Annotated in this window: 18 protein-coding genes and 2 pseudogenes; 9 read left to right on the plus strand and 11 right to left on the minus strand. The window is 38.2% G+C overall.

Translation table 11 applies throughout. The annotated features are described in order from the left end of the window. The first annotated feature begins 39 nt into the window (after positions 1–39). Positions 40–1,053, plus strand: coding sequence for a class II fructose-bisphosphatase (gene glpX / locus DV417_RS04055; protein WP_118878676.1), 1,014 nt, complete (start codon positions 40–42; stop codon positions 1,051–1,053). A 63-nt stretch (positions 1,054–1,116) separates the two neighbouring features. On the opposite strand, the gene DV417_RS09520 is transcribed toward glpX, so the two are convergent. The 6 genes and pseudogenes from DV417_RS09520 to DV417_RS04085 all read right to left on the minus strand — a co-directional run bounded on the left by DV417_RS09520 (position 1,117) and on the right by DV417_RS04085 (position 7,480). Continuing rightward, positions 1,117–3,774: an autotransporter outer membrane beta-barrel domain-containing protein gene (locus tag DV417_RS09520; RefSeq protein ID WP_239990468.1), complete on the minus strand. Its 2,658-nt coding sequence runs from the start codon at positions 3,772–3,774 to the stop codon at positions 1,117–1,119. A 71-nt stretch (positions 3,775–3,845) separates the two neighbouring features. Further along, positions 3,846–3,944, minus strand: a pseudogene (locus tag DV417_RS09415) (NADP-dependent ketol-acid reductoisomerase); the annotation flags it as partial. A 435-nt stretch (positions 3,945–4,379) separates the two neighbouring features. Continuing rightward, positions 4,380–5,561, minus strand: a complete 1,182-nt coding sequence (gene purT, locus DV417_RS04070) for a formate-dependent phosphoribosylglycinamide formyltransferase (RefSeq protein WP_065249825.1) — start codon at positions 5,559–5,561, stop codon at positions 4,380–4,382. Positions 5,562–5,569: 8 nt separating this feature from the next. After that, positions 5,570–6,073 carry an S-ribosylhomocysteine lyase gene (gene luxS / locus DV417_RS04075; protein WP_009499584.1) on the minus strand — a complete coding sequence of 168 codons (504 nt, stop codon included), beginning with the start codon at positions 6,071–6,073 and terminating at the stop codon, positions 5,570–5,572. Positions 6,074–6,404: 331 nt separating this feature from the next. Then, on the minus strand, positions 6,405–6,878 hold the full coding sequence (locus DV417_RS04080; RefSeq protein WP_118878680.1) for a YqaA family protein: 474 nt from the start codon (positions 6,876–6,878) through the stop codon (positions 6,405–6,407). After that, positions 6,878–7,480, minus strand: a complete 603-nt coding sequence (locus tag DV417_RS04085) for a beta-phosphoglucomutase family hydrolase (RefSeq protein ID WP_118878682.1) — start codon at positions 7,478–7,480, stop codon at positions 6,878–6,880. Before DV417_RS04085 ends, DV417_RS04080 begins: the two co-directional genes overlap by 1 nt. 115 nt (positions 7,481–7,595) lie before the next feature. Between DV417_RS04085 and DV417_RS04090 the strand changes: the two genes are divergently transcribed. After that, complete coding sequence (locus DV417_RS04090) at positions 7,596–7,973, plus strand: PRD domain-containing protein (RefSeq protein WP_118813362.1); 378 nt, start codon at positions 7,596–7,598, stop codon at positions 7,971–7,973. A gap of 59 nt (positions 7,974–8,032) precedes the next feature. On the opposite strand, the gene DV417_RS04095 is transcribed toward DV417_RS04090, so the two are convergent. Further along, the gene (locus DV417_RS04095) at positions 8,033–9,328 is read right to left on the minus strand and encodes an NAD(P)/FAD-dependent oxidoreductase (RefSeq protein WP_118878684.1); all 1,296 of its coding nucleotides are present in this window, start codon (positions 9,326–9,328) and stop codon (positions 8,033–8,035) included. Between the two features lie 141 nt (positions 9,329–9,469). Here DV417_RS04095 and DV417_RS04100 point away from each other — a divergent pair, with 141 nt between their 5' ends. Continuing rightward, entirely contained in the window at positions 9,470–10,522 is a 1,053-nt protein-coding gene (locus tag DV417_RS04100) for an extracellular solute-binding protein (protein WP_118878686.1), read from the plus strand. A gap of 404 nt (positions 10,523–10,926) precedes the next feature. Here DV417_RS04100 and plsB read toward each other — a convergent pair whose 3' ends face one another. After that, positions 10,927–13,356: a glycerol-3-phosphate 1-O-acyltransferase PlsB gene (plsB, locus tag DV417_RS04105; protein WP_118878688.1), complete on the minus strand. Its 2,430-nt coding sequence runs from the start codon at positions 13,354–13,356 to the stop codon at positions 10,927–10,929. A gap of 174 nt (positions 13,357–13,530) precedes the next feature. On the opposite strand from plsB, the gene lexA reads away from it, so the two are divergent. The 5 genes from lexA (at position 13,531) to DV417_RS04130 (ending at position 21,934) form a co-directional block, all read left to right on the plus strand. Then, positions 13,531–14,154, plus strand: a complete 624-nt coding sequence (gene lexA / locus DV417_RS04110; protein WP_118861515.1) for a transcriptional repressor LexA — start codon at positions 13,531–13,533, stop codon at positions 14,152–14,154. A gap of 142 nt (positions 14,155–14,296) precedes the next feature. Further along, the gene (gene dapF / locus DV417_RS04115) at positions 14,297–15,121 is read left to right on the plus strand and encodes a diaminopimelate epimerase (RefSeq protein ID WP_118878690.1); all 825 of its coding nucleotides are present in this window, start codon (positions 14,297–14,299) and stop codon (positions 15,119–15,121) included. A 129-nt stretch (positions 15,122–15,250) separates the two neighbouring features. Then, positions 15,251–19,198 carry a phosphoribosylformylglycinamidine synthase gene (gene purL, locus DV417_RS04120; protein ID WP_118878692.1) on the plus strand — a complete coding sequence of 1,316 codons (3,948 nt, stop codon included), beginning with the start codon at positions 15,251–15,253 and terminating at the stop codon, positions 19,196–19,198. 128 nt (positions 19,199–19,326) lie between these two features. Then, on the plus strand, positions 19,327–19,956 hold the full coding sequence (locus DV417_RS04125) for a YkgB family protein (protein ID WP_005639071.1): 630 nt from the start codon (positions 19,327–19,329) through the stop codon (positions 19,954–19,956). Positions 19,957–20,194: 238 nt separating this feature from the next. Then, positions 20,195–21,934, plus strand: coding sequence for a DUF262 domain-containing protein (locus DV417_RS04130; protein ID WP_118878694.1), 1,740 nt, complete (start codon positions 20,195–20,197; stop codon positions 21,932–21,934). A 72-nt stretch (positions 21,935–22,006) separates the two neighbouring features. On the opposite strand, the pseudogene DV417_RS04135 reads toward DV417_RS04130, so the two are convergent. Beyond that, positions 22,007–22,168, minus strand: a pseudogene (locus DV417_RS04135) (glycerophosphodiester phosphodiesterase); the annotation flags it as partial. A 79-nt stretch (positions 22,169–22,247) separates the two neighbouring features. Here DV417_RS04135 and psiE point away from each other — a divergent pair. Then, a complete protein-coding gene (psiE, locus tag DV417_RS04140; RefSeq protein ID WP_005625591.1) occupies positions 22,248–22,667 on the plus strand; it encodes a phosphate-starvation-inducible protein PsiE in 420 nt (139 codons plus the stop codon). Positions 22,668–22,730: 63 nt separating this feature from the next. Here the strand turns inward: psiE and DV417_RS04145 are convergent, their stop codons facing one another. Next, positions 22,731–24,017, minus strand: coding sequence for a heme biosynthesis protein HemY (locus DV417_RS04145; protein WP_118878696.1), 1,287 nt, complete (start codon positions 24,015–24,017; stop codon positions 22,731–22,733). A gap of 9 nt (positions 24,018–24,026) precedes the next feature. Next, positions 24,027–25,271: a uroporphyrinogen-III C-methyltransferase gene (locus DV417_RS04150; RefSeq protein ID WP_118878698.1), complete on the minus strand. Its 1,245-nt coding sequence runs from the start codon at positions 25,269–25,271 to the stop codon at positions 24,027–24,029. Positions 25,272–25,425 lie beyond the last annotated feature (154 nt).

Here is a 25,425-nt window from a genome sequence, read left to right on the forward strand (position 1 = left end):
TTGCCATGATCTAGAAAAGTAAGCAGAAGGAGAATAATGATGAATCGTGCATTGGCTATTGAATTTTCACGTGTGACTGAGGCAGCTGCGTTAGCGACTCATATGTGGCTTGGTCGAGGGGACAAAAATGCAGCTGACGATGCAGCTGTGAAAGCTATGCGTTATATGCTGAACTTAATTCATATGGATGCTGAAATCGTGATTGGTGAAGGGGAAATTGATGAAGCACCAATGCTTTATATTGGTGAAAAAGTCGGTTCTGGCATGGGAGAATTGATTTCTATCGCCGTTGATCCTATTGATGGCACGCGTATGACCGCAATGGGTCAGTCTAATGCTATTTCTGTCTTGGCTGCTGGTGGTAGAAATACCTTTTTAAAAGCACCAGATATGTATATGGAAAAATTGGTGGTTGGCCCAGATGTTAAAGGCATGATTGATTTAACTTTACCATTAGAACAAAATCTTCGCCGTGTTGCATCTAAGCTAGGAAAATCCCTTTCTGATCTCACCGTAATGGTATTGGCAAAACCACGCCATGATGCGGTAATTAAACAAATGCATAACTTAGGTGTGAGAGTGATGGCAATCCCTGATGGTGATGTAGCTGGTTCCGTATTGTGCTGTTTGCCTGATGCCGAAGTCGATCTTCTTTACGGAATCGGGGGCGCACCAGAAGGTGTGGCTGCTGCCGCTGCAATTCGTGCATTAGGTGGCGATATGCAAGCTCGTTTGCTTCCTCGTAACGAAGTAAAAGGTGATACCGAAGAAAATAAAAAAATTGCTGCCGATGAAATTCAGCGTTGTGAAGCATTAGGCGTAAAAATCAATGAAGTATTAAAACTTGAAGATCTTGTGCGTGATGACAACCTTGTATTTACCGCAACGGGTATCACCAATGGCGATTTGCTTAAAGGTATCTCTCGAAAGGGCAATTTAGCCAGCACTGAAACAATTTTAATTCGTGGAAAATCCCGCACAATTCGTAAAATCCAATCCATCCATTATCTAGATCGTAAAGATTCTGAAATTTATAAGATTTTGAATATTTAGTTTGGGCAAACAAAAGTGCGGTGAATTTTCACCGCACTTTTAAGAGGTATGTTTAGCAAGATACTACCAGCTATAATGATAAATCGCTTGAATTGCATAAGGTTTGTCGAAGTTTTTACCGTCAGCACGGCTTACTTCTAAACCAAAACGATGATTTGCAAATCCAGCATTTAAACCGACCGCACTTTCAAAACGTCCACGGCTGCTTGCGACATCAAGCGCGCTGTTTGTGTAATGAATTTTGCTGCTACGGTTTTTGCTAGTAATCGCATTTACTTCTGCATAAGGTTGTAAATTCCAACCATTACTTAATGCAAAGCCTTTGGCTACACGTAAACCAATTCGAGAATAAACAGAAGATAAGCTATCTTCATTCCCTTGTGATGAAATATGTGTCCACGCTATTTGTGTTTGCGGGGTAATTGTCCAATCGTTCGCAAGGCTAAAGCGTTTGCCTAATTCACTCGAAATAGTATAAGCGTTGTAATGGCGTTTTTCAGTGTGATTTGAGTTAGTGTGTAAACGGCTGTATTTCACGATGTTATCTACATAAATACCGTTATCTGCAAGGTAAGCTGCATATAAGCCCACGCTATTGCTTCTTACTTTGCTATCACCGTAATGACCATTAAAATCAACGTTAGCTTGGCTGCGGCCAACAAATCCACCAACACGGAGGTTATCAGTTACAGCAGCATCAGCGCCCACTTGTACGCGATGTACGTTTTGTCTAAAGCCAGAAGTTTCACTCTCACCAGTAGAAAGTGCGGCTAATTTTTGGCGAGAATTCACATTACGAACCCACACATTGCCTTTTTCTTCACCTAGACGTTGATGGATGCCACTTAAATCATCTTCCACTAAAAGCAATTGTGCCTGACGAAGAGAAACTTGTGCATTTGCTAAGTCTGAAAGTAATGGTGTACTTGGTAGAACTGGAGCTGCAGATGGTACTACCGGATTACTTGGATTCACTACAGGATTACTTGGAGTCACTACAGGATTATTTGAAGTTACCACAGGATTATTTGAAGTTACCACAGGATTACTTGGAGTCACCACAGGATTACTTGGAGTCACTACCGGATTACTTGGAGTCACTGTAGGATTACTTGGAGTCACTGTAGGATTACTTGGAGTTACCACAGGGTTGCTTGGAGTCACCACAGGGTTGCTTGGAGTTACCACAGAATTACTTGGTGTAACTACATTTTTAGAGTTCGCTAATACCCAATTATTTCCCTCTTTTGTTAGGAAGTATTGATAAGCCCCTAAATCTACACGATTATTCGGGTTAGTTAAGCTAAATGCCGCATTACCACCATTGGTTTCTACAAGAGTTACTTTACCGTCAGTAACATTCTCGCCTTGGTTCGTTACCCCAATTTTGTGTGAACCTTCTGCGGTGCCCTGAACAATGATTTTATTTGCATTGTTATTGGCAATATTTGTGTAAAGATTAAATGTGCCAGAGCCAGTAAGATTTCCCGTGATAGTTAATACAGCATAAGGCGCTTTGGTGCTAGTTAAGGAAACGGCTGAATTATTTAAATGCAAGTCAGTTAATTCTGAGTTATCAACTAAATCCCATGTAGAATTGTTAGTGAGGTTTAATGTAACAGGCGTTTTATTTTTGTTGTCGTATTGTTTTACCATACCATTCAACTGAGAGTTATCTGCATTCAAAATAAATCTCGGTGAACTTGTCTTTTCACCTTCAGCTAAGTCTGTATCTGCTAGTTCAGGCATATTTAACCCTACAAGCACTTTTGCATCAGGTACTTTAGTATTTTTTAGATTAACGGTAGTTGAGCTGTAATTATTTGTGTCATCTCGAGAATCTTGTCTATTGGTAAAAATAACCACATCTCCAGTGTTATTTTCAATGTTAGAATTTGTAATGTTGGTTACGCCACCATCAAGTACAAAACCTAAACCTTTACTTTGACCTTTCGCTTCAATTGTGAGCAAGCTGTCTTCAATATTTAATGTAGTATTCTCAGATGCGTATGCAATAGTAGTTGATTTATCGATACCTTCTGGCTGTAGCGTGATATCTAAATTTTTGATATGTAATGTTGAGTTTTCGGCATCTATAGCAGTGCTGTTATATCCCCCCAGAAAAATAGAGGAGTTGGTAATATTTGCTGTAGATTTATCAAATAGTTGGTACCCTATGCTCTCTTTAGCTGAACTAACAATACTAACTGCATCAATATCAATGGTACTATTACGCTGAAGTTCAAATGCTGAATTTCCTAAAACAGGCTTTCCATCTGCATCAACTGTAGAAAGCCCCTCAGATAAATTGATATTACCGAAGTGGAATTTAAGATTTGCATCTCTCAATTCAAAAACAGAACTTTCAGGAAAAGCCTTCGATAATGTGAAAGTGCTATTAGGTTTGATTTCTAATGAGGTAGGTCTATTAGAAAATTGAGGAGCCAGGAAAATTAATGATTCTGTTGGGTAATCCTTATTGTCTAGACCATTTTTCATTCTAAAAGATACATGGGCTAGATTATTTTTATTTGTTAAATCATAGCCATAATCTGAATAAAAATTCATATTTTTTACTTCAGAGTCAGTTCTTTCTGGATTCTTATATACGGTACCTTCATATAATTTATAATCAATGGCCCATGCCGAATTAACTAATCCTAACGCCATAGCCACCAAACTCACTTTAAAAGTGCGGTTAAAAATTTTATTGTTTTTCATATTAATTCCTTTGGATTATAAAAAAAGCCAACTTATTGAATAAGTTGGCTTAAATTTTACTGGTTTAATAATTAACCCGCAACTGCGATACGTTTCATATCGGTCATATAACCGCGTAATTCTTGACCGATTAATTCAACAGGGTGGTTGCGAATCGCATCGTTTACATCGCAATAGCATAAATAGGCTAATTCCTCATAAACTATCAAGACAACCCATTTATGAAACCTCACTATGCTAAAATGCATCCTCTACCTAAAACGGAAGAAAACCGCTTACGTTTAATAATTTTACAGCTTAAACCTATCGTCGAATCTTGGCAGAAAATAGCATCATTCAAAGTATATCTAGAAAAGGGAATTACTCGGACAATACCACAATGGGAAGTTTCCTTGGGCGATTAAAAATGGAATATTTTTATAGTCAGAAATTCAACACTAGAGGGGGAGGTAGTTGATACAGTCAGAGATCATTTGGATTACTATAGTCATCGATGGATTCAACTAAAATTAAAAGGACTGAGTCCGATACAATATCAAAAACAATCCTTTAAATCACAGTCTAACTTTTTGGAGTCAAATCAATTTTTACCGCACTTTCGATTTTTATAAACTAATTTCTAGCTGTTCATAAGCTTGTTTTACTTTTTCCAATGCTTTTTCAACGGATACATCACGCGCAAGTAAAACGCCTAAGCGTCGATGGCCATTCACTTCACCTTTACCAAATAATCGGATATTAGTATGAGGTTGCGCCAGTGCTTTTTCGATTCCACCAAATTGCACATTTTGTGATTTGCCTTCCACAACAATAGCTTTAGATGCCGATGGGCTAATCAACGTAATTTCAGGGATTGGTAAACCTAAGATCGCACGAGCATGTAAAGCGAATTCAGAAAGCTCTTGAGAAATCAGCGTTACCATTCCTGTATCATGAGGACGCGGTGATACTTCATTAAAAATCACCTCATCACCACACACAAACATCTCTACACCGAAAATACCGAATCCACCCAATGCACTGGTAATCTTTTCAGCAATCGATTGCGCTTTTGATAATGCAATATCCGACATAGCTTGAGGCTGCCAAGATTCCCGATAATCGCCATCTTCTTGACGATGACCTATTGGCGCAAGGAAACTTGTACCATTGATATGGCGTACTGTCAGTAACGTGATTTCATAATCAAATTTGATAAAACCTTCAACAATTACTCGACCAGCACCCGCGCGCCCACCTTCTTGCGCGTAATCCCAAGCTTTTTGAATGTCATCTTTAGACTTTAAAATGCTTTGCCCATGCCCAGAAGAAGACATAATCGGTTTCACCACGCAAGGAATACCAATTTTTTCGACCGCACTTTGAAAGTCTGAAAAATTATCCACAAATTGGTAAGGTGAAGTTGGTAGCCCTAACTCTTCTGAAGCTAGACGACGAATCCCTTCACGATTCATCGTAAGTTGAGTGGCTTTTGCAGTCGGCACAACATTAAAGCCGGCTTGTTCTAATTCAACCAAAGTGGCTGTCGAAATAGCTTCAACTTCGGGAACAATGTAGTCAGGCTTTTCTTTCTCCACAAGCGCTTTCAATGCATTACCATCTAACATAGAAATGGTGTATGCACGATGTGCTACTTGTTGTGCTGGGGCATTTTCATAGCGATCAACTGCAACAACTTCAACGCCTAAACGTTGCAATTCAATCACTACTTCTTTACCCAGTTCACCAGAACCCAACATCATTACTTTGGTTGCATTAGGGGTTAATGCTGTGCCAATTGTTGTCATGATTTCTCCTATTTTAATAACGAATCATCGAGTGCCAAATCTTCATTTTTATTCACGCCTACACCGCGTGCGATAACATTTTTTGCAATTTCGTGTGCTTCTTCCAAAGAATGTTCCGTATAAGTACCGCATTGATAGATATTTAATTCAGGGATAGTTGTTTGATCTTGCACGCCTAAAATATCCTGCATTGAAGCTAACCAAGCTTGTGCGACTTGCTGTTCATTTGGCGTACCAATCAAGGACATATAAAATCCCGTGCGACATCCCATCGGAGAAATATCAATAATTTCAACGCTATCGCTATTTAAATGATCACGCATGAAACCCGCAAACAAATGTTCAAGAGTATGAATACCTTTTGGAGGAAGAATTTCTTTATTTGGAATACAAAAACGTAAATCAAAAATGGTAATGTCGTCACCTTTTGGCGTACGCATCGTTTTTGCTACACGTACTGCTGGTGCATTCATTTTGGTATGATCCACTTTAAAACTATCAAGTAATGGCATAAAGTTTTCCTTATAAATCAGTAAATTAAAAATAAATTTGAATAAATGTTCATTTTTTGCAAATTCTAATGAACTTTATGGCAAGGCTCATTGTCTTATTTAACAAGCGACTTGCAGTTGTTTTAATAAAATTGGTTCCTTAGGTTATTTGCCCCACATTTATTGTGGGGCTTTTTTTATCCCGAATTTTTATTTAAAAAATTTTCAGAAAATGTTGAACTTTCTTATAAAGTGCTAGTCTCATAGAACAAGCAACTTGCAGTTGTTTTAATAAAATTGGTTCCTTAGGTTATTTGCCCTGCATTCATTGTGGGGCTTTTTCTTGCGCATTTTATAATAAGAATGGTGCACTAAAAAACAATAACGCAACATAACGAACCAGTTTTCCAAGAAAGATAAAGATGCTACTTGCCACAAAATTTAACCTTAACCAACCTGCTATGGCACAAAATAAATCACCAACGATAGGCAGCCAGCTTAAAAGTAAAGTAATCGCCCCATAACGCCGTAGCTGATTTATTGCCCATAAAGTGCGGTGATTTTTTGGAGCAAATTTTGGCATCCATCGCCCAATCCCGTAAGTGGTTAAACTCCCCAATCCATTGCCAAGCGTGGCGAAAAAAACGAGTGCTAATATGTCTATACTAAATAAAGATCCCAACGCCAATTTAGGGACAGCAAGAGCAACAAATGCAACCTCAGAATTACCTGGTAATACCGTTGCACTCAAGAATGCGCTGACAAACATAAGGCATAACGCATGAGTTTGCCAAAAATCAGCACTAAAAAATGAAAAAATATCCATTATCTTGGCGAAATGATTTCTCGAGAGCGAACATCAAACACGTCCATTCCCGCATTTAATCCCGCTTGCACGCCTAAATCAGCATCTTCAAATACGATACAACGACTTGGATTAGCTTGAATTAATTCCGCACAACGTAAAAAAGTTTCTGGATGTGGTTTATGTTCTTTTACATCATCTGCACTGACAATGGCATTAAAGTAAGGTGCAATAGCCAGTTTATCCATCAACATATCAATAATTTTACGGTGTGAGCCAGAACCTAGAGCAATCGGCTTTTTCTGATGAAAAGATTTAACAATTTCAAAGGTTGGCAATAACTTTGATTGAGTCGGAATAAGTTGATAAGACAACTCACGTTTTGCAGCAAGCACATCCTCAATTCGATCTAGTGGCATATTCGCCGCTTTCATCATTTCTCCCGCAATGGTTCGAACCGTCGCCCCACCGAAGTTATACATAATTTGGCAATCAAATTCATAGCCAAATCGCTCTCCCACCATCGTCCAAGCCTGTGCATGTACGGGCATGGTATCGATTAAAGTTCCATCCATATCAAAAATCAATCCTTCATATGGATTGAACATCTCATAATCTAACATTTTTACATCCTTACAAATTTTTTACCATTTTGCTACAAAACTGTGATCTGTGCACTGTTTTATTTTGGTAAAGTGCGGTAAATTAGTGAACAAATTTTGAACTAATAAAAAACAAATGCGGTTATTTAAGCAACTAGAACGTTGGAAAATTCGCAGGCAAATAAATCAATCTATTATTGATGTGGTATTTCATTTACGAGATCGATTAGCTCATTACTGGCAAGCTGATGTAAATACGCCTCAAGTAGATTTTATGCTGCTGCACATTGCTTGCAGCTTAGGTCGAATAGAACGAGGAGGTTGCGTTTCACCACTATATCCAGAAATACTTGAAGAAATTCAAAGTGCGGTCATTTTTCCACAAGTTTTAGCTATCCATCAAGATTTACTCAAGTTGATGCCGTTTTCCATTCCTGAAGCAGAACAAACTTATTTTTTAGCGAACATTCATTCTTTGGTTATTGAACAGAAGCAATTAAAGCATGTGATGTAATATAAATAAGTCCACTTATAAAAAATGACCTAGCTTTTAAACTAGGTCATTTTTATATCTTAACGATATTTATCTAGAAATTTGTAATACTGCACACCAATCTTTGTCGCAAGATCTTTGATAATTCGGCCACCATAAACAGAAGGGACTTTCAGTCCTTCAAAAATAGATAAACGTTCATCGTCACCAAAAATCGCCTCAGTTACAATTCGTCCCGCAAGACCCGTCAAAGCAACACCGTGACCAGAATATCCCTGTGCAAAATAAATGTGCGGAGAAATACGACCAAAATGTGGCGTTGAGTTTAAGGTCATATCAATCGGGCCAGCCCAGCCATAATCGATTTTTACATTTTCAAGTTGCGGGAATACGCGCAACATATTTTTCCGCATAATCGCGACCATATCTTTTTCTGAGCTAGAATCACTACCAAAAAGCAGACGGTTGTCAGCACTCAAACGATAATAGTCCAATAATAAATTGTTATCGCACACCGACATGCCGTTATTAATGACAGAATCAGCAACCGCTTGGCTTAACGGCTCTGTGGCGATAATAAAACTTTCTACAGGTAATATTTTACGATTAATTCCGTGATGGATAGATTTCGGGAGCGCATCAATATAAGCATTGGTGGCTAAAATAACGTCTTGAGAAATCACCGCACTTTTATCTGTTTTAACCTCAACGCAACCATTTTTCTCAACCATATCCACTACGGGAGATTGTTCAAAAATCTGAACACCCAGATCGACACAAGCTTTCGCTAAACCTAAACAATAATTAAGTGGATGTAAATGCCCTGAGTTACTATCAAATAAGCCCCCCACATAAATATCACTGCCTAAGTGTTGTTTTAATTTAGGTTTATCCCAAAGTTGCATATTCTGATAGCCAAAATTCTCATGACTTTCTTTTTCAATTTCAATTAAGTCATCCATTCGACGTTCATTTAATGCTAATGTGGCATAGCCTTTTTTCCAATCGCACTGAATGCCATATTTCTCAATGCGTTCATCAATAATATCAATGGCCTCTAATGACATATTCCAAAGTTTATGCGCTTTATCTTCGCCAACTTGTTTAACGTATTCATCAATGCCTTCTTCAAAGCCATTAATTGCCTGCCCACCACTACGACCAGAAGCACCAAAGCCTACTCGAGCGCCCTCTAATACAATAACTTTTTTTCCTTTTTCCGCTAGTTCTAATGCCGCAGATAAACCAAAAAATCCAGCCCCGATCACACATACATCAGCATGTTCAATTTGAGTGAGCGGCGGGAATTGAAAATCTTGGTTACGAGAGTCGAAATAATAAGAGCGAACGTGTTCTTGATAGGCAAAATTAAGCATAAAAAATCTCTTAGGAAAAAATTGGCAAAATCTTACCCCGAAAGGGAAATATGTCAAACCTTTTACAAAAAAAATGCTATACTGCGCGCGCGCAAAATTTGTGCGTTTTATGATGAACGATAACCCTCGGAGGTCAATAAATTGAAAAAATTCTTTGCTCACTCACTCAAAAATCTTTTCCTTTCCACCACCGCACTTTTCGCGGCTTCCGCTTTCGCCAATAACAAACTTTACGTCTATAACTGGACAGACTATGTGCCTTCTGATTTAGTCGCTCAGTTCTCTAAAGAAACTGGCATCGAGGTAATTTATTCTACCTTTGAAAGCAACGAAGAAATGTATGCGAAACTCAAACTTACTCAGAATACTGGCTCTGGCTATGATTTGGTGTTTCCATCAAGTTACTACGTAAATAAAATGATTAAGGAAAAGATGCTTCAACCGATTGATCAAAGTAAATTGACCAATATTCATCAAATTCCTAAACATTTATTAAATAAAGAATTCGACCCTGAAAATAAATATTCATTACCTTATGTTTACGGACTTACTGGTATTGAAGTTAATGCGGATGAGATTGATCCTAAAAACATCACTAGCTGGGCAGATTTATGGAAACCTGAATTTAAAGGCAAAGTTCTTATGACCAGTGATGCACGTGAAGTGTTCCACGTAGCATTATTGCTTGATGGTAAATCGCCTAATACCACAAATGAAGAAGACATCAAAACAGCTTATGAGCGTTTAGAAAAACTTTTACCAAATGTGGCAACCTTTAACTCTGACTCGCCAGAAGTCCCTTACGTACAAGGTGAAGCAGCAATTGGTATGATTTGGAATGGTTCTGCTTATTTAGCACATAAAGAAAATCCATCTCTTCAATTTGTGTATCCAAAAGAAGGCGCAATTTTCTGGATGGATAACTATGCGATTCCAACTACAGCAAAAAATGTTGAAGGTGCGCATAAGTTCATTGACTTCTTACTTCGTCCAGAAAATGCCAAAGTTGTGGTAGAACGCATGGGCTTTTCTATGCCAAATGAAGGAGTCAAATCATTACTCAGCCCAGAAGTTGCCAATGATCCTAAACTATTTCCACCAGCATCAGAAATAGAAAAAGGGATTATGCAAGGTGATGTTGGAGAAGCTGTCGATATTTATGAAAAATATTGGAGCAAATTAAAAACCAATTAATTTCTAAATTTAGAAAACAAAAAAGTGCGGTGAAAATTTGATCTGTACCCTAAAAGTTGGACTAACCAAACCAACAATTGAGGTGCAGATTTTATTATGGGTAAACACTACATAATCAAATTTAAATTACAGGTTCTTCAATCTATTCTTAATAGAAAAATGAGTATTAAGAAGCCACTAGTATTTATAATAAACAAAGCTAATAGTATCATTTTCTATCAGATGGAGGCATATCGTCGATTTCATTACTGAAAATGGCGATATTCAAAGTATGTCAAGAAAAAGGAATTTCTTAGATATATGACATATAGAAAGTTTCTTTGGACTATTAAATTCACCACACTTCTTATATAGCTAATATAAAAAAGGAGCATCAAATGATGCTCCTAAAATTTAAACCTGACTTAAGCATGTTCTTCTGCTTTTTCAACCGTTCCTTTGACAGTCAAACAAATTTCCGTTGAAATCAAATGAGAAAGCGTTGAAGCCAAATATTCTATTTTTTCAAGATTGCCATTGCCTGATTCATCAAAATAACCTTGCTCTTTCAAATTCGCAATGAACATAGAGAAGACGGCTTTATCAAAGAATTCCGGTGCATTAATACCATGCAACACAGATAAACGCTGTGCAACGAGTTGACTTTCTTTTTCAAGTTCTGCACGTGAAATATCTGGTTGCTTTTGCAAAATTGTCACTGTGATGTAATAACGTTGCAAGATTTCACGCATTCCCGCAGACCAAAGTTGTAAAATACGTACTTTCGATTTATTGATAGATAAGAAATTATCATTAGAGTTAATCACCTGTTGGCGCGCAAATTCATCAATAATGTGGTGAATTTGAGTTTTTAACTCTTCTTCACTAAAGTGCAAGAATAACTCGCCTTTTAAGAACGGATAAATCTTACCAACCGCTTCCACTAATAAATCTTTCTGAATCGCCTCATAATGCAAAATGATGCTTGCAACTAAAGATGGCAATACAAATAAGTGTTGAATATTATTGCGATAGTAAGTCATCAACACGGCCGACGCGCGTTCCAAACGCACAATTTCCCCAAAGTTATCCTTTTCGACTAACACGCCAACACGATCAAGCGTTAATACATGGTTTAACATCATTTCAGGCGTAGCCGTTGGCAAGACAACATCTGTGGAATAAGGCACGTTTTGTAGTAATTGTTGGTAACTCGCCAGTTGTTCTAAAAGTTGCTCACGAGAAAGTGCACGCTGACGAGAAGACAATAATGCTGTCCCAACCAAATTCATTGCATTCACCGCGGCAGCTTTATTAATGTTCACCATTACTTGTTTTGATATAGAATCAACTGCGGGAGCAAACCATTGTGGTTTTTCTTCGTGATTTTGCTCTTTCCAATCAGGGAAATGTTGGCTCAAATAGTTTGAAAGCGTAATTGGCTCACCAAAATTCACAAAACCTTGACCAAGATTGCGTAATTTTTTTATTACTCGAATAACCAAACCTGCATTTTCTTTTTCTTTCGCTGCTCCACGCAATTCTTTTGCGTAAGTATCCACTTCCAATACATGCTCATATCCCACATAAACTGGAACAACAGAAATTGGGCGAGTTTGATTATGTTGTAACGCTTGAAGTGTCATCGACATCATACCTGTTTTTGGCGCAAGTAAACGACCAGTACGCGAACGACCACCCTCAATAAAATATTCTACTGAATAACCACGATGGAATAACTCTGATAAATATTCGCGGAAAATGGCAGAATATAATCTGTTTCCTTTAAAAGTTCGGCGAATAAAGAATGCCCCCCAACTGCGGAACATTCTACCCACAGGCCAGAAGTTTAAATTAATTCCTGCTGCGATATGCGGTGGAACAAGCCCTTGATGATAAAGCACATAAGAAAGCAATAAATAGTCGATATGACTACGGTGACAAGGCACATAAACAATCTCATGACCTTCAAGTGCTAATTTACGTACGCGATCTGCATTTTGCACATCAATACCAGAATAAAGTTTATTCCAAAGCCAACGTAAAAAACGATCCACTGCTCGTAAACTTGAATGACTTACATCAGCAGCAATTTCATCCAAAATCTTATGCGCTTCTTTTTGGGCTTTTTCAATACTGATATTTTTCGATTTTGCTTCATCTTCAATCGCACGTTGAATCGCTTCTGATTGCAATAATTTATTAAACATAGCTTGGCGATTCGGTAAACGCGGGCCTGTGGCAGAAATACGCTGTTTAGCAAAATGCATTTTTGCAACTCGAGCCAATTTTTGCGCAATTTTTTCATCAGAACCATGCTCATTCACCATATAACGTAATGAAACGGCTTGAGAAAAACGCACAAAAGTATCACGTCCAAACCAAATAGCAGCAAAAGTTTTTTGCATGCCATTTAACAAACGCAAGTTAGGCAAACTGGATTTATCTTCATGTCCAGGAGAACGCCCCCAAAGAACGGAGACTGGAATAAGTTGCACATCTAAACTCTCAGAAGTGCGGTGTAATTCGAGGTATTTATTGAAAATCGTGGTGGTTTCATCTTTCGCACCTTTCGATTTAAAAATGCGGCGTCCCTCATCTAAATACACATAACGAGGCAACTTCACACCATCAATTTCATTTTTCTCCGCAGGATCAGGCAAACCTAACGCCAAACAATTTCGACGGAAAATAACGAAATCGGTTTGAGAGGTATAAGGCAAAACATAAACAACAGGTTGGTGAATATTGAGGGAAAGCTCTTCTATCGGATTGGCTGGAATTGGATTATTTTTCACTAATACTGACAGAGGCAAGCTCAATAATTGACGATACATATTTACAAAATTTGCCATGATAAATTTTCTCTTTGTTGTAAATTTGAAATATTTTAACACATCCGATCTCAACCGTTTTAAAAAATTTGGTGGCAGAATGTGACCTAATACACAGATCTAAAAAATAACTATTGCAACTTCACACAATCTGTATACAATACCAGTTATCTGTATTTAAAAACAGGAGTGTATATGAGACCATTAACAGCACGCCAACAAGAAGTGTTGGATTTATTAAAACGTCATTTAGAAACAACAGGCATGCCACCAACACGAGCTGAAATCTCTCGAGAATTAGGCTTTAAATCACCCAATGCGGCAGAAGAACATTTAAAAGCGCTTTCACGCAAAGGTGCGATTGAGATTATTCCAGGCGCATCCCGTGGTATCCGAATCTTAGACTATAGCGCAAATGAAGAATTTGATGGTTTACCACTTGTGGGGCGCGTAGCGGCTGGAGAACCGATTCTTGCTGAACAGCATATCGAAGCAACTTATCGTGTAGATGCCGATATGTTTAAACCACAAGCAGATTTCTTACTAAAAGTTTATGGTCAATCCATGAAAGACATTGGTATCTTAGATGGTGATTTATTAGCTGTACATAGCACCAAGGATGTACGTAATGGACAAATTGTCGTTGCCCGTATTGAAGATGAAGTGACGGTAAAGCGCCTTGAGAAAAAAGGTTCTATCATTTACCTACACGCAGAAAATGAAGAATTTGATCCAATTGTGGTAAATCTTGAAGAACAAGAAAACTTTGAGATTGAAGGCATTGCCGTAGGGATCATTCGCAATAATGCTTGGATGTAATCTGAGTAAACTAGCGAATAAAGTGCGGTAAAAATTTCCTGTGTTTTACCGCACTTTTCTTAATCTAAAATTCTGAATTTGCCATTCTTTTTACCGCTCTCTATAATGCAATCAATCTTGAATTTAAATAAAGGATGGAAAAATGCAGTTTTCCAAAATGCACGGATTAGGCAACGATTTTGTTGTGGTTGATGGTGTTACTCAAAATGTTTTTTTTACGCCAGAAACCATTCAACGCTTAGCTGATCGCCACCGTGGAATTGGTTTTGATCAGCTTTTGCTTGTTGAACCACCTTATGATCCTGAACTCGACTTTCATTATCGCATTTTCAATGCCGATGGAAGTGAAGTTTCGCAATGCGGAAATGGTGCCCGCTGTTTTGCTCGTTTTGTGACATTAAAAGGGCTAACTAACAAAAAAGACATCGCGGTTAGCACGCAAAAAGGCAATATGGTTCTAACGGTAAAAGACGATAACCAAATTCGTGTGAATATGGGTGAACCGATTTGGGAGCCAGCAAAAATTCCATTTACCGCAAATAAATTCGAGAAAAATTACATCCTACGCACAGACATTCAAACCGTCTTATGTGGTGCCGTTTCAATGGGAAATCCTCATTGTGTTGTACAAGTAGATGATATTCAAACAGCAAATGTTGAACAACTTGGTCCTTTGCTAGAAAGTCACGAGCGTTTTCCTGAGCGTGTCAATGCTGGTTTTATGCAAATCATCAATAAAGACCATATTAAACTTAGAGTTTATGAACGTGGTGCTGGAGAAACGCAAGCCTGTGGAAGTGGAGCTTGTGCAGCTGTTGCAGTTGGAATTATGCAAGGTTTATTGAACAATCGAGTTCAAGTCGATTTGCCAGGCGGTTCATTAATCATTGAATGGGATGGCGTTAGTCATCCACTTTATATGACTGGCGAAGCGACCCATGTATATGATGGTTTTATAACTCTTTAATCTTCTTATCCCCATCAAATTCTTAAAGATGGGGATTTTATCTCCAGCTTACGCAAACGTTTTCGTTTCTAAAAATATCCTTTATAATACCCCTCAATTTTCATTCCTATCCTCATAAAGGAACCCCTTATGTTTCAAACTTTTCGTGGCTCACCCGCCCTTTCTGAATTCCGTATTCAAGGCTTAATGCAAAAATTCCAACAAAATCAATTACCGGTGAAATCGGTTTATGCGGAATATTTGCATTTTGTGGAATTAAATCGACCGCTTGTTAGCGAGCAGGAAGCTAAGTTAAAAGCATTGTTACATTACGGACCGACCTTGGCAGAACACGATGCCAAAGGCGAAACCTTTATCGTAATTCCACGCGTCGGTACCATTTCTTCTTGGTCTTCTAAAGCGACCGATATTGCGCATAACTGTGGTTTAAGTGAAGTGGAGCGTATTGAGCGTGGTTTGGCGTATTATTTTGAGTTAAGTCAACCGCTTGATGAAAAAACAACAGAGAAATTGACCGCACTTTTACATGATCGAATGATGGAAACTGTGGTGCGTCGTCCTGAAGATGCAGAGATCTTATTCCGTCATCAAGATCCGAAACCGTTTAAAACGGTCGATATTTTAAAAGGTGGACGTGAAGCCTTGGTCACAGCCAACGTAGAATTAGGTTTGGCACTGGCAGAAGATGAAATTGATTATTTGGTGGAAAACTTCACCCAATTAGGGCGCAATCCGCACGATATTGAACTTTATATGTTCGCGCAAGCTAACTCTGAGCACTGCCGCCATAAAATCTTTAATGCGGATTGGATTATCGACGGCAAAAAACAGGATAAATCCCTGTTTAAGATGATTAAAAATACCTTTGAGAAAACCCCTGATTTCGTGCTTTCAGCCTATAAAGATAATGCTGCGGTGATGGAAGGTTCAAAAGTCGGCCGTTTCTTTGCGGATCAAGACGGACAATATCGCTATCACAATGAAGATGTGCATATCTTAATGAAAGTGGAAACCCACAACCACCCAACCGCAATTTCGCCATTCCCAGGTGCGGCAACAGGTTCAGGCGGTGAGATTCGTGATGAAGGTGCAACGGGTCGTGGTGCTAAACCTAAAGCAGGTTTAACCGGTTTCTCGGTATCAAACCTCGTCATTCCTAACTTTGAACAGCCTTGGGAAAATCCACTTTCCAAACCAAACCGTATTGCTTCAGCCTTAGATATTATGATTGAAGGTCCATTAGGTGGCGCTGCATTTAACAATGAATTTGGTCGCCCTGCGTTATTGGGTTATTTCCGTACCTATGAAGAGAAAGTTAACAGCTTCAACGGCGAAGAAGTGCGTGGTTATCACAAACCGATTATGTTAGCCGGTGGTATCGGGAATATTCGTGGCAAACACGTTCAAAAAGGCGAAATTTCAGTTGGCGCGAAATTGATCGTATTAGGCGGCCCAGCCATGAACATCGGCTTAGGCGGTGGGGCAGCGTCTTCGATGGACAGTGGGAAATCAAAAGAAGATTTAGATTTTGCCTCTGTTCAACGTGAAAACCCAGAAATGGAACGCCGCTGCCAAGAGGTGATTGACCGCTGCTGGCAATTAGGCGATGAAAACCCAATTCTCTTTATTCACGATGTGGGCGCGGGTGGTTTATCCAACGCGATGCCTGAATTGGTGCATGATGGTGAACGTGGCGGTAAATTTGATTTACGCTCTATTCTTTGCGATGAAAAAGGGATGTCGCCATTGGAAATTTGGTGTAATGAATCGCAAGAACGTTATGTCTTAGCGGTTGCGCCAGAAAAACTCGAATTATTTACCGCACTTTGTGAACGTGAGCGTGCGCCGTTTGCGGTTATCGGTGAGGCAACGGAAGAAAAACATTTAACCTTGCACGATAGCCATTTCGACAATAATCCTATTGATTTGCCAATGAATGTGTTATTGGGCAAAACCCCGAAAATGACGCGCAAGGTTTCGTCAAAAACTGTCGAAAATCGACCGCTTGCAACAGAAAATATTCAATTAAAAGAAGCCTTCCATCGTGTATTACGTTTACCGGTGGTGGCAGAAAAAACTTTCTTAATCACCATCGGCGACCGTTCGGTAACTGGTATGGTGGCGCGCGATCAAATGGTTGGCCCATGGCAAATTCCGGTGTCTGATGTGGCAGTCACAACTGCATCATTAGACAGCTATCACGGTGAAGCCATGGCAATGGGCGAACGTGCGCCAGTAGCGTTATTAGACTTTGGAGCTTCTGCACGTTTAGCGGTGGCTGAATCCATTACCAACATTGCGGGCACCAACATTGGCGATATTAAACGCATCAAACTTTCTGCAAACTGGATGTCTGCAGCAGGACACAGTGGTGAAGACGCTGGCTTATATGAAGCGGTGAAAGCGGTGGGCGAAGAACTTTGCCCTGCGTTAGGCATTACCATTCCAGTGGGTAAAGACTCTATGTCGATGAAAACCACTTGGGAAGAAAATGGTGAGAAAAAATCAGTAACAGCTCCGCTTTCTTTAGTGATTTCATCTTTTGCGCGCGTGGAAGATGTCCGCAAAACCGTGACACCTCAATTACGCACAGACAAAGGCGCAAGCCGTTTATTGTTGATTGATTTAGGCGAAAGAAAAAATCGCTTAGGTGCGACCGCACTTGCGCAAGTGTATAAACAATTAGGTGATAAACCAGCCGATGTGGTGAACGTAGCCAAACTGAAAAACTTCTTCGATGCAATGCAAGCATTAGTAGCAGAGCGTAAATTATTGGCTTACCACGACCGTTCAGACGGTGGTTTAATTACCACCCTTGCAGAAATGGCATTTGCGGGTAACTGTGGCGTGGATGTTGATATTTCTCCGTTATTCGATAGCGGAAAAGGATGGGCGCTTGAGCTCGGTGCGGAACACTATGCTCAAGAAATTTCCGAGTTAGCCATTTTATTTAACGAAGAATTAGGCGCGGTGATTCAGGTATTAGAGGCGGAACTTGACGCTATTTATACGGTGTTGAAAACACATGGATTAGAGGGAATTACCTACGACATCGGCAAGGTTAGCAACAATGATCGCATTGTGATCCATCAATTCGGAAGGGAAATTTTGGATGAAAAACGCTCAGAATTGCGTGGCATTTGGGCGGAATTGACCCATCAAATGCAACGCTTACGCGACAACCCGGAATGTGCTGACCAAGAATTTGAAGCGAAAAAAGCGACAGACAACAAAGGTTTATCTGCTCACTTAACCTATGATGTGAATGAAGATATTGCCGCGCCGTACATCAGCAAAGGCGTGAAACCGAAAGTAGCCGTATTGCGTGAACAAGGCATAAACAGCCACGTTGAAATGGCGGCAGCTTTTGATCGTGCAGGCTTTGCGGCGATTGATGTTCACATGAGCGATTTAATGGTAGGTCGTTACAACTTAAACGACTTCAACGCGATGGTGGCCTGTGGTGGCTTCTCTTACGGTGACGTATTGGGCGCAGGTGGTGGCTGGGCAAAATCCATTTTATTTAACCCACAATTACGCGATCAATTCAGCCAATTCTTCGCCAATGAAAACACCCTTTCATTAGGCGTATGTAACGGCTGTCAATTTATCTCCACCCTTGCGGAAATCATCCCTGGCGCAGAAAACTGGCCACGTTTCGTGCGTAATAAATCAGAACGTTTTGAAGCGCGTGCTGCGATGGTGAAAATCAACGATACTAACTCGCTGTGGTTTAAAGGCATGGCGGGTTCTCATATGCCGATTGCCGTTTCTCATGGAGAAGGTCGCGTAGAATTCAAAACACCTGAGAATTTAACCGCACTTCAAGCGCAAAACTTAATTGTGGCGCAATATATCGACAGCCATTTAAACGTGACTGAAACTTATCCAGCCAACCCAAATGGCTCGGTATTAGGGATTACCGCGATTTCTAACGTGGACGGTCGTATTGCTGCGATGATGCCACACCCAGAACGTGTATTCCGTGCCGTGAGTAACTCATGGTATCCAGAAGATTGGTCTGAAGATGGTGCTTGGATGCGAATTTTTAGAAATGCGAGAATAAATTTCAAATAATGTGAAATTGCTCACAGAAAATTAATACAAAATAAGAGATACTGAGTGAGTCAGTATCTCTTTTTTATACTGAACAATTCTTGGATATTTTGTCCGTAATATCAATTGAACTATATGAGGAGTTCTTAATGAGTAGTTTAGTTACGTTGCTAGCTAATATTGTTGCGCCATTGCAACGTCAATTTATTAACTTTATCCGCATTGCTATTTGTGTAGTGATGGTTTGGATTGGCGGCTTAAAAGTTTGCCAATATGAAGCAGATGGTATCGCACATTTTGTGTCAAATAGCCCTTTCTTAAGCTTCCTTTACAAAAATGGAGCGAACATGGTAGAAAATGATAAGGGTGTTTTAGTAAAAGAATATACCTTATACAAAAACCCTGAAGGCAAAATGGTCGCAAAAAATATTGAATGGCATAAAGCTAATGGCACCTATACAGCTTCTTATATTATTGGCGCGATGATCGTGACCATTGGTATTTTAGTATTAGCGGGAATTTGGTCTCCAACATTAGGTTTATTCGGAGGTTTACTCACCTTTGGCATGTCGATAGTCACGCTGTCTTTCCTGATATTTACGCCAGAAACCTGGGTGCCGAATTTAGGCGGGGACTTCCCAACACCTAATTATGGCTTCCCATATCTCTCAGGTGCTGGCCGACTCGTGATTAAAGATATTATTATGATGGCAGGCGGCTTAGTTGCTGCAGCAGAATGTGCAAAACGTTATTTAGAGAATAAAAAGCAATTTGCGTAATTAGTTATTTAAAAGGCTTGCTGAGATAAATGGCAAGTCTTTTTCCTAAGATACAAAAAGAAGCAGTTGAATAATAATCATATATTAATTGTCGTGATGATGTGATGATCAGAGCATGAATAGCACGCATTTAGCAAAATTTATGGTATCAAAATTTGTCTACAAATGTTGTTTGGATGTCGGTTTTTAGAAATGCAAGAAAACATCTAGGTAATTATTAATTCAATAAAGGTAAAATATGTCTATTACAAATTTCAATACTGAAAACAATTCATTTAGCAAACTTATTTCTGATAGAGTAGTTTTTAAAATACCAAAATTTCAACGTGATTATAGTTGGGAGAATGCAGAATGGATGGAATTATGGGAAGATATTGAGGCATCGTTGAAAGATGATGAAGCTCATTATATGGGATATTTAGTTTTGCAATCAGTAGGTAAAAATACCTTTAATGTTATTGATGGACAACAAAGAATAACAACTTTATCTCTAATAATATTGGCAGCCATGAAAATGCTTAATAAATTAATAGATGGTAATGTAGATTCTGATGATAATAGAAATAGACTTAATAGTATAAGAACAAGATTCATTGGTTATCAAGATAGTGTTACATTAATAAATAAAAATAAGTTGTCTTTGAATAGAAATAATGATTCATATTACAAGAATTATATTGTTCCTTTAATTGATAATTTGCCAACAAGGGGGTTCAAGGAAAGCGAGCATCGTTTAAGAAAATCGTTTAATTTCTTTTATGAAAAAATTGAGTTATATATTAAGCCTAAGGAGAATAAAGGCGCTGAAATAGCAAGATTTGTTGAGGCTATTGTGGATAATTTATTTTTTACGGTAATTACCGTAACTAATGAGTTAAATGCATATAAAGTTTTTGAAACTCTAAATGCGAGAGGGGTAAAACTTTCTTCAACTGACTTATTGAAGAATTATTTGTTTTCTATTATTGATAATCCAGATGTAGATGATTTTAATTCAGAAGTTAAAGAGTTAGATGATAGATGGAATAAAATATTAGATAGATTGGGTAATAATAATATATCTGATTACTTGAGGGTTTTCTGGTTGAGTAAATATGATTTTGTTAGACATATGAATTTATTCAAAACTATTAGAAGTAAAATAAAATCTAGAGAGGATGTCTTTAAACTAATTAGTGATATGGATCAAAATTTAGATTCTTATTTACTATGTGTATCTCCAGAGCAAGAGTCATTATCTAGTTCTAATAAATTAGAGATAGAGTTGTCTAAATTATTAAAGTTATTTAGAATCAAGCAACATTATCCATTGGTTATGTCTGCTAAGAGAAAGTTAACTGAACAAGAATTTCAGAAAACATTATCATATTTATTAGTTATTGTGTTTAGATATACGGTAATAGGGAATCAACCTTCTGGAGATCCTGAGAAAACATATTTTACTACAGCGAAAAATATAGAGCTAGGGATATTAAAAAATTCTCTTGATGTGGCTAGAGCATTACAAAATTATTATCTTCCAGATAAGCTTTTTTCATCGCTATTTGAAAATAAAGTAATTATAACGACAGATTCAAAAAATAACAAAATTGCAAGATACATTTATTCAGAGATAGAAAAATTTATCAATGGGATTAAGTCAGATATTAATGATGACTCTATAACAATAGAACATATTTTACCTCAGAATCCAAATGACACTTGGTCTAGTATAGGCTCTTATGAAAGAGAGAAATATATCTATCATGTTGGAAATATGATGCTGTTGGAAAAAAACTTGAATAAGAATGCAGAGAATAAAAGTTTTGATGAGAAAAAAGAGCTGTATAGGAAAAGTAAATTTAGACAAGTATCCGAACTCTTCGATTCATTAGGTACTAATAATGATAGCTGGGATGTTAAGAATATAGAGAAAAGAGCTAATATATTAGCTAAATATGCTCGCCAGATATGGCGCATAAATGGAATTCAAAACTGATATTTTATTAACAAAAAGCGGTCAAAATTACAACGAATTTTGACCGCTCTTTTTATTACTTTTACTTACGTATTATTTTTGTTTTTTCAAAAACTCAACGCCTGTATCTGGGAAGCCGGTGAATACGCCAGTTACGCCAGATTTATTCAATAATGCATCGTACATTTGATTTACGTCAGTGAAGAATTCAGGTAAAACATCTTTACGCACAGTGTATGGGTGTAATTCCACTTTATTTTTCTAAATGACTTTGACCAACTTTACAATCTTGCATTAGAATACGGATCTTTGATTTTTGCTGTAAGGAATAAAAATGGAAGAATCTCCAGAATTAGAAAAATTGCCACGAATTATTACTGGTGTATTGAAAATCGTGCTTTGCACGGCATTGATTGCGTTAGCGATTGTACTCATCATTGCCCTTGGAAAAATCACTTATACTTTAGCGATGATGGTGCTTAATACTTCGACTGTCGTGCCTTATGACGTAGCTGAACAAGCTGTGATGTTTTTCTTATATTTCGGGTTTATTGGCTTGATTGTGCAGTATTTTAAAAGCGGCTATCACTTCCCTTTGCGCTATTTTATTTATGCAGGGATCACTGCGATGTTGCGTTTAATCATTGTTAATCATGAAAGCTCAGTAGATACCATCTTATTTGCAGGCGCAATTTTGATTATGGTGATCGCACTCTGTTTGGTGTTATATTCTAATAAACTGAAAAATATATAGTTTTATATTCAAAGCAACAAAAAACGCACTTCATTTGAAGTGCGTTTTGTCTTTTTAGTTGAGTTACTCAGATTTGCTTTCTAAAAGTGCGGTTGAATTTTCTTCTGTTTTTTCTTCCGCACTTTCTGGGACGACATCTTGAATTGCCATCACTGATTTCAAACTCTCTTGGCGAACTTGCTCAGCTAATGCTTTATCACCCGCTTGTTCAAATACATAAGATGCCATCATCAAATCATTTGACTCTAACTGTTCAGGACAAGCCATCACGTTTTTGAAGACATCTGCTGCTTTAACAAATTCATTGTTACGAACATATAAATAACCCAAAGCACGATTGATACAACATTTTTGCTTCTCATCTGCACGTTTTGCACGTTTTTCGATTAGCTTGAGAAGTTTACTGTTATCTTCTGGTTGTAAACGTGTAATTTGAGTACAAAGTTCTTTGCTAATGCTGGTGTTATCGCCAATTTTCTTCAATACTTCGACAGTAAATTCCGATGCTGATTCATGATCATTACAATCAATTAAACGCTGAATTAAACCAACTTTGAGATCAATATTATTACGACGACTACGAGACTGAGCATCCCACCATTCAAGCAAACCATCTACGCCTTCTTCGTTCATTTTCTCATCGAGCAAACCATTTTCTGTTTGAGAACGAAGATCTTTAAACTCTTCAGCGCTGAATAAACCACTATTTTCAACCCCATCTAAAATCTTATCGAGGGCTTGATAGGCTTTAGAACGAAGATAAATTTCTACCGCCAGTTTTAACACTTCTTTATTGCGACCAGCCATTTCTAACAAGCTATCCACAGAACTACGTGCCGCTGGCAATTTGTTTTGTTGCAATAAAATACGCGTACGGGCAATTTCCACCAGCAAATTATCTGAACCAGCTAATTCAGTTACTTCAATCAAATAGCGATTTGCGCTAAATTCATCACCTCGTTGTTGTGCTGCTTCAGCTGCTTTGATGAGGTTTAACACAGGCTCAGCAGAATGTTTGGCATTCTTACCAATCAATTTTTCTGCTTTAGCGTAATCCCCTTCATTCATCTTCATCAAACCTTCAAGGGTTTGTTTCTGTGCTCTCACACGTTTACGGCTAGAAAACCAATTATAAGAACCGCGACTTAAACGTAGAAAACGCGTTACGATCCATTCCAAACCATAAATAATCGCTAAAGCAATTACAAAGAAAATTACTAATGTCGTAATCGACATTTCAACGATATTATTTGTTGTTTCAATACGAACATAGCCTTGCTGACCAGAAAGATAAGGCCCTGCAATCAACCCAGCAAGCAATGCCAGCATTAAAAAAAGCACTCTAAACATAGGCTATCCTTATTTTTGTGGCTCAGCTTTTGCCGGTTGAGGTTCTTGTTTTTTTGGTGCAGATACTTCTGTTGCCGAGCCTTCAGCTTTAGGCATAGTTTCAATAGCTTTATCCGCTTCGATTTCCACCTTTTGAACATCTAACGACGCACGATTAAGATATTTATCAAGCAAGGTCAAACTTTGTAATTGCCCTGGCACATCTACATAAATAGACGAATCAGCCAGCTCATCTACTGATTTTAAGAAATTTTGTGTCACTTCTGCATTCGTATCAAAATAGCTACGAACCCACGAAGCAACCGCATCTAAAGATTGTTTATAAAGTTCATCTTGCTGGCGTGGTACGGCCATAATAGCAAGTTGTAAACGTAAACGAATATTCTCACGAAGATAAATATCTTGGTTTGGCGCAAGTAATTCTTTTTTATCCGCACTTTGTTTTGGCGAAATACGAATGAAGTGATTTAGGAAAGAAGTTGCACTCTTTTCCACATTTTGCTGCCAATCTGCAATATCATCAGATAATTTACCGCTCTTTTCTGGCGCTTCATCAAAATTCACATTCAACGCTTGTAATTCATCCACAGTATTGGCAAGCTGTGAAAGTTTTTGCATTACTGCATTTTGGTCTACGCTTGAAAGTGAAAGAAGTTGTTTTAAATCTTGGTTGATTGCAGTACGAATCGCATTCGCTTGTGAATTATTTACCTTAACGAGAGTTTCATCAGCCAATTTTAATAAAGAAATGGCTGTATCAACATCGTTATCTAAAACAAGTTTACGTAAGGCATTGTTTAATAAGAAATCTGCTTCGGAAAATAACCAGTCACTCGGTTGTTGTGCACCAACAAGTTGACTAACTTGTTTTACTTGAGATTGTAACGCAGTAATTTCGCCTGTTTTGCCTGCAACTAATTGCTCAAGTTGCTCGATTTTATCTTGTGCGGTTTTTAAGCCTTGTTCTAATTGTGTAACCTGTCCACTATTATCAGACACAGGGGCAGAAACAGCCACACCACTTTGGCTTTCAAGTGCGGTTAATTTTTGCTGAATTTCAACTACTTGTTGCTGACCAAAATAATAACCAGCTCCACCTACACCTAGCGCAATGAGAATCGCCAATAAACTCAATGCTGTGCCCGTTTTTTTCACAATAGTTTGTGGAACTGGCTGTATCGTTTCTGTTTTTTCAACCACTTTTGGCGTATCACCAACTTGTTCAGTGATGTCGTTATCTTGATCTTTTGCCATATCAATTCCTTAATAAGTCAGATTGAATAAGTTAATGTACTCGCTTTAATAAGAAAAATACCGAGCAGTCGCCAATGGTAAAAATATAGATTCTCATATCAGCGAAATTAAGCCATTTACGCAATAAATTTGTTGGCTATCCTATCACTCTTAG

Source organism: Haemophilus haemolyticus (assembly GCF_003490935.1).
GTDB lineage: Bacteria > Pseudomonadota > Gammaproteobacteria > Enterobacterales > Pasteurellaceae > Haemophilus > Haemophilus haemolyticus_M.

Excerpts from the sequence above, each read along its gene's own strand:
- DV417_RS04095 (WP_118878684.1), bottom strand. The coding sequence starts at position 9,328 with ATGCTTAATTTTGCCTATCAAGAACACGTTCGCTCTTATTATTTCGAC.
- DV417_RS04085 (WP_118878682.1), bottom strand. The coding sequence starts at position 7,480 with ATGTTAGATTATGAGATGTTCAATCCATATGAAGGATTGATTTTTGAT.
- plsB (WP_118878688.1), bottom strand. The coding sequence starts at position 13,356 with ATGGCAAATTTTGTAAATATGTATCGTCAATTATTGAGCTTGCCTCTG.
- luxS (WP_009499584.1), bottom strand. The coding sequence starts at position 6,073 with ATGCCATTACTTGATAGTTTTAAAGTGGATCATACCAAAATGAATGCA.
- lexA (WP_118861515.1), top strand. The coding sequence starts at position 13,531 with ATGAGACCATTAACAGCACGCCAACAAGAAGTGTTGGATTTATTAAAA.
- DV417_RS04130 (WP_118878694.1), top strand. The coding sequence starts at position 20,195 with ATGTCTATTACAAATTTCAATACTGAAAACAATTCATTTAGCAAACTT.
- DV417_RS04125 (WP_005639071.1), top strand. The coding sequence starts at position 19,327 with ATGAGTAGTTTAGTTACGTTGCTAGCTAATATTGTTGCGCCATTGCAA.
- DV417_RS09520 (WP_239990468.1), bottom strand. The coding sequence starts at position 3,774 with ATGAAAAACAATAAAATTTTTAACCGCACTTTTAAAGTGAGTTTGGTG.
- DV417_RS04090 (WP_118813362.1), top strand. The coding sequence starts at position 7,596 with ATGCGGTTATTTAAGCAACTAGAACGTTGGAAAATTCGCAGGCAAATA.
- psiE (WP_005625591.1), top strand. The coding sequence starts at position 22,248 with ATGGAAGAATCTCCAGAATTAGAAAAATTGCCACGAATTATTACTGGT.
- DV417_RS04080 (WP_118878680.1), bottom strand. The coding sequence starts at position 6,878 with ATGGATATTTTTTCATTTTTTAGTGCTGATTTTTGGCAAACTCATGCG.
- purT (WP_065249825.1), bottom strand. The coding sequence starts at position 5,561 with ATGACAACAATTGGCACAGCATTAACCCCTAATGCAACCAAAGTAATG.
- DV417_RS04150 (WP_118878698.1), bottom strand. The coding sequence starts at position 25,271 with ATGGCAAAAGATCAAGATAACGACATCACTGAACAAGTTGGTGATACG.
- purL (WP_118878692.1), top strand. The coding sequence starts at position 15,251 with ATGTTTCAAACTTTTCGTGGCTCACCCGCCCTTTCTGAATTCCGTATT.
- glpX (WP_118878676.1), top strand. The coding sequence starts at position 40 with ATGAATCGTGCATTGGCTATTGAATTTTCACGTGTGACTGAGGCAGCT.
- DV417_RS04145 (WP_118878696.1), bottom strand. The coding sequence starts at position 24,017 with ATGTTTAGAGTGCTTTTTTTAATGCTGGCATTGCTTGCTGGGTTGATT.
- dapF (WP_118878690.1), top strand. The coding sequence starts at position 14,297 with ATGCAGTTTTCCAAAATGCACGGATTAGGCAACGATTTTGTTGTGGTT.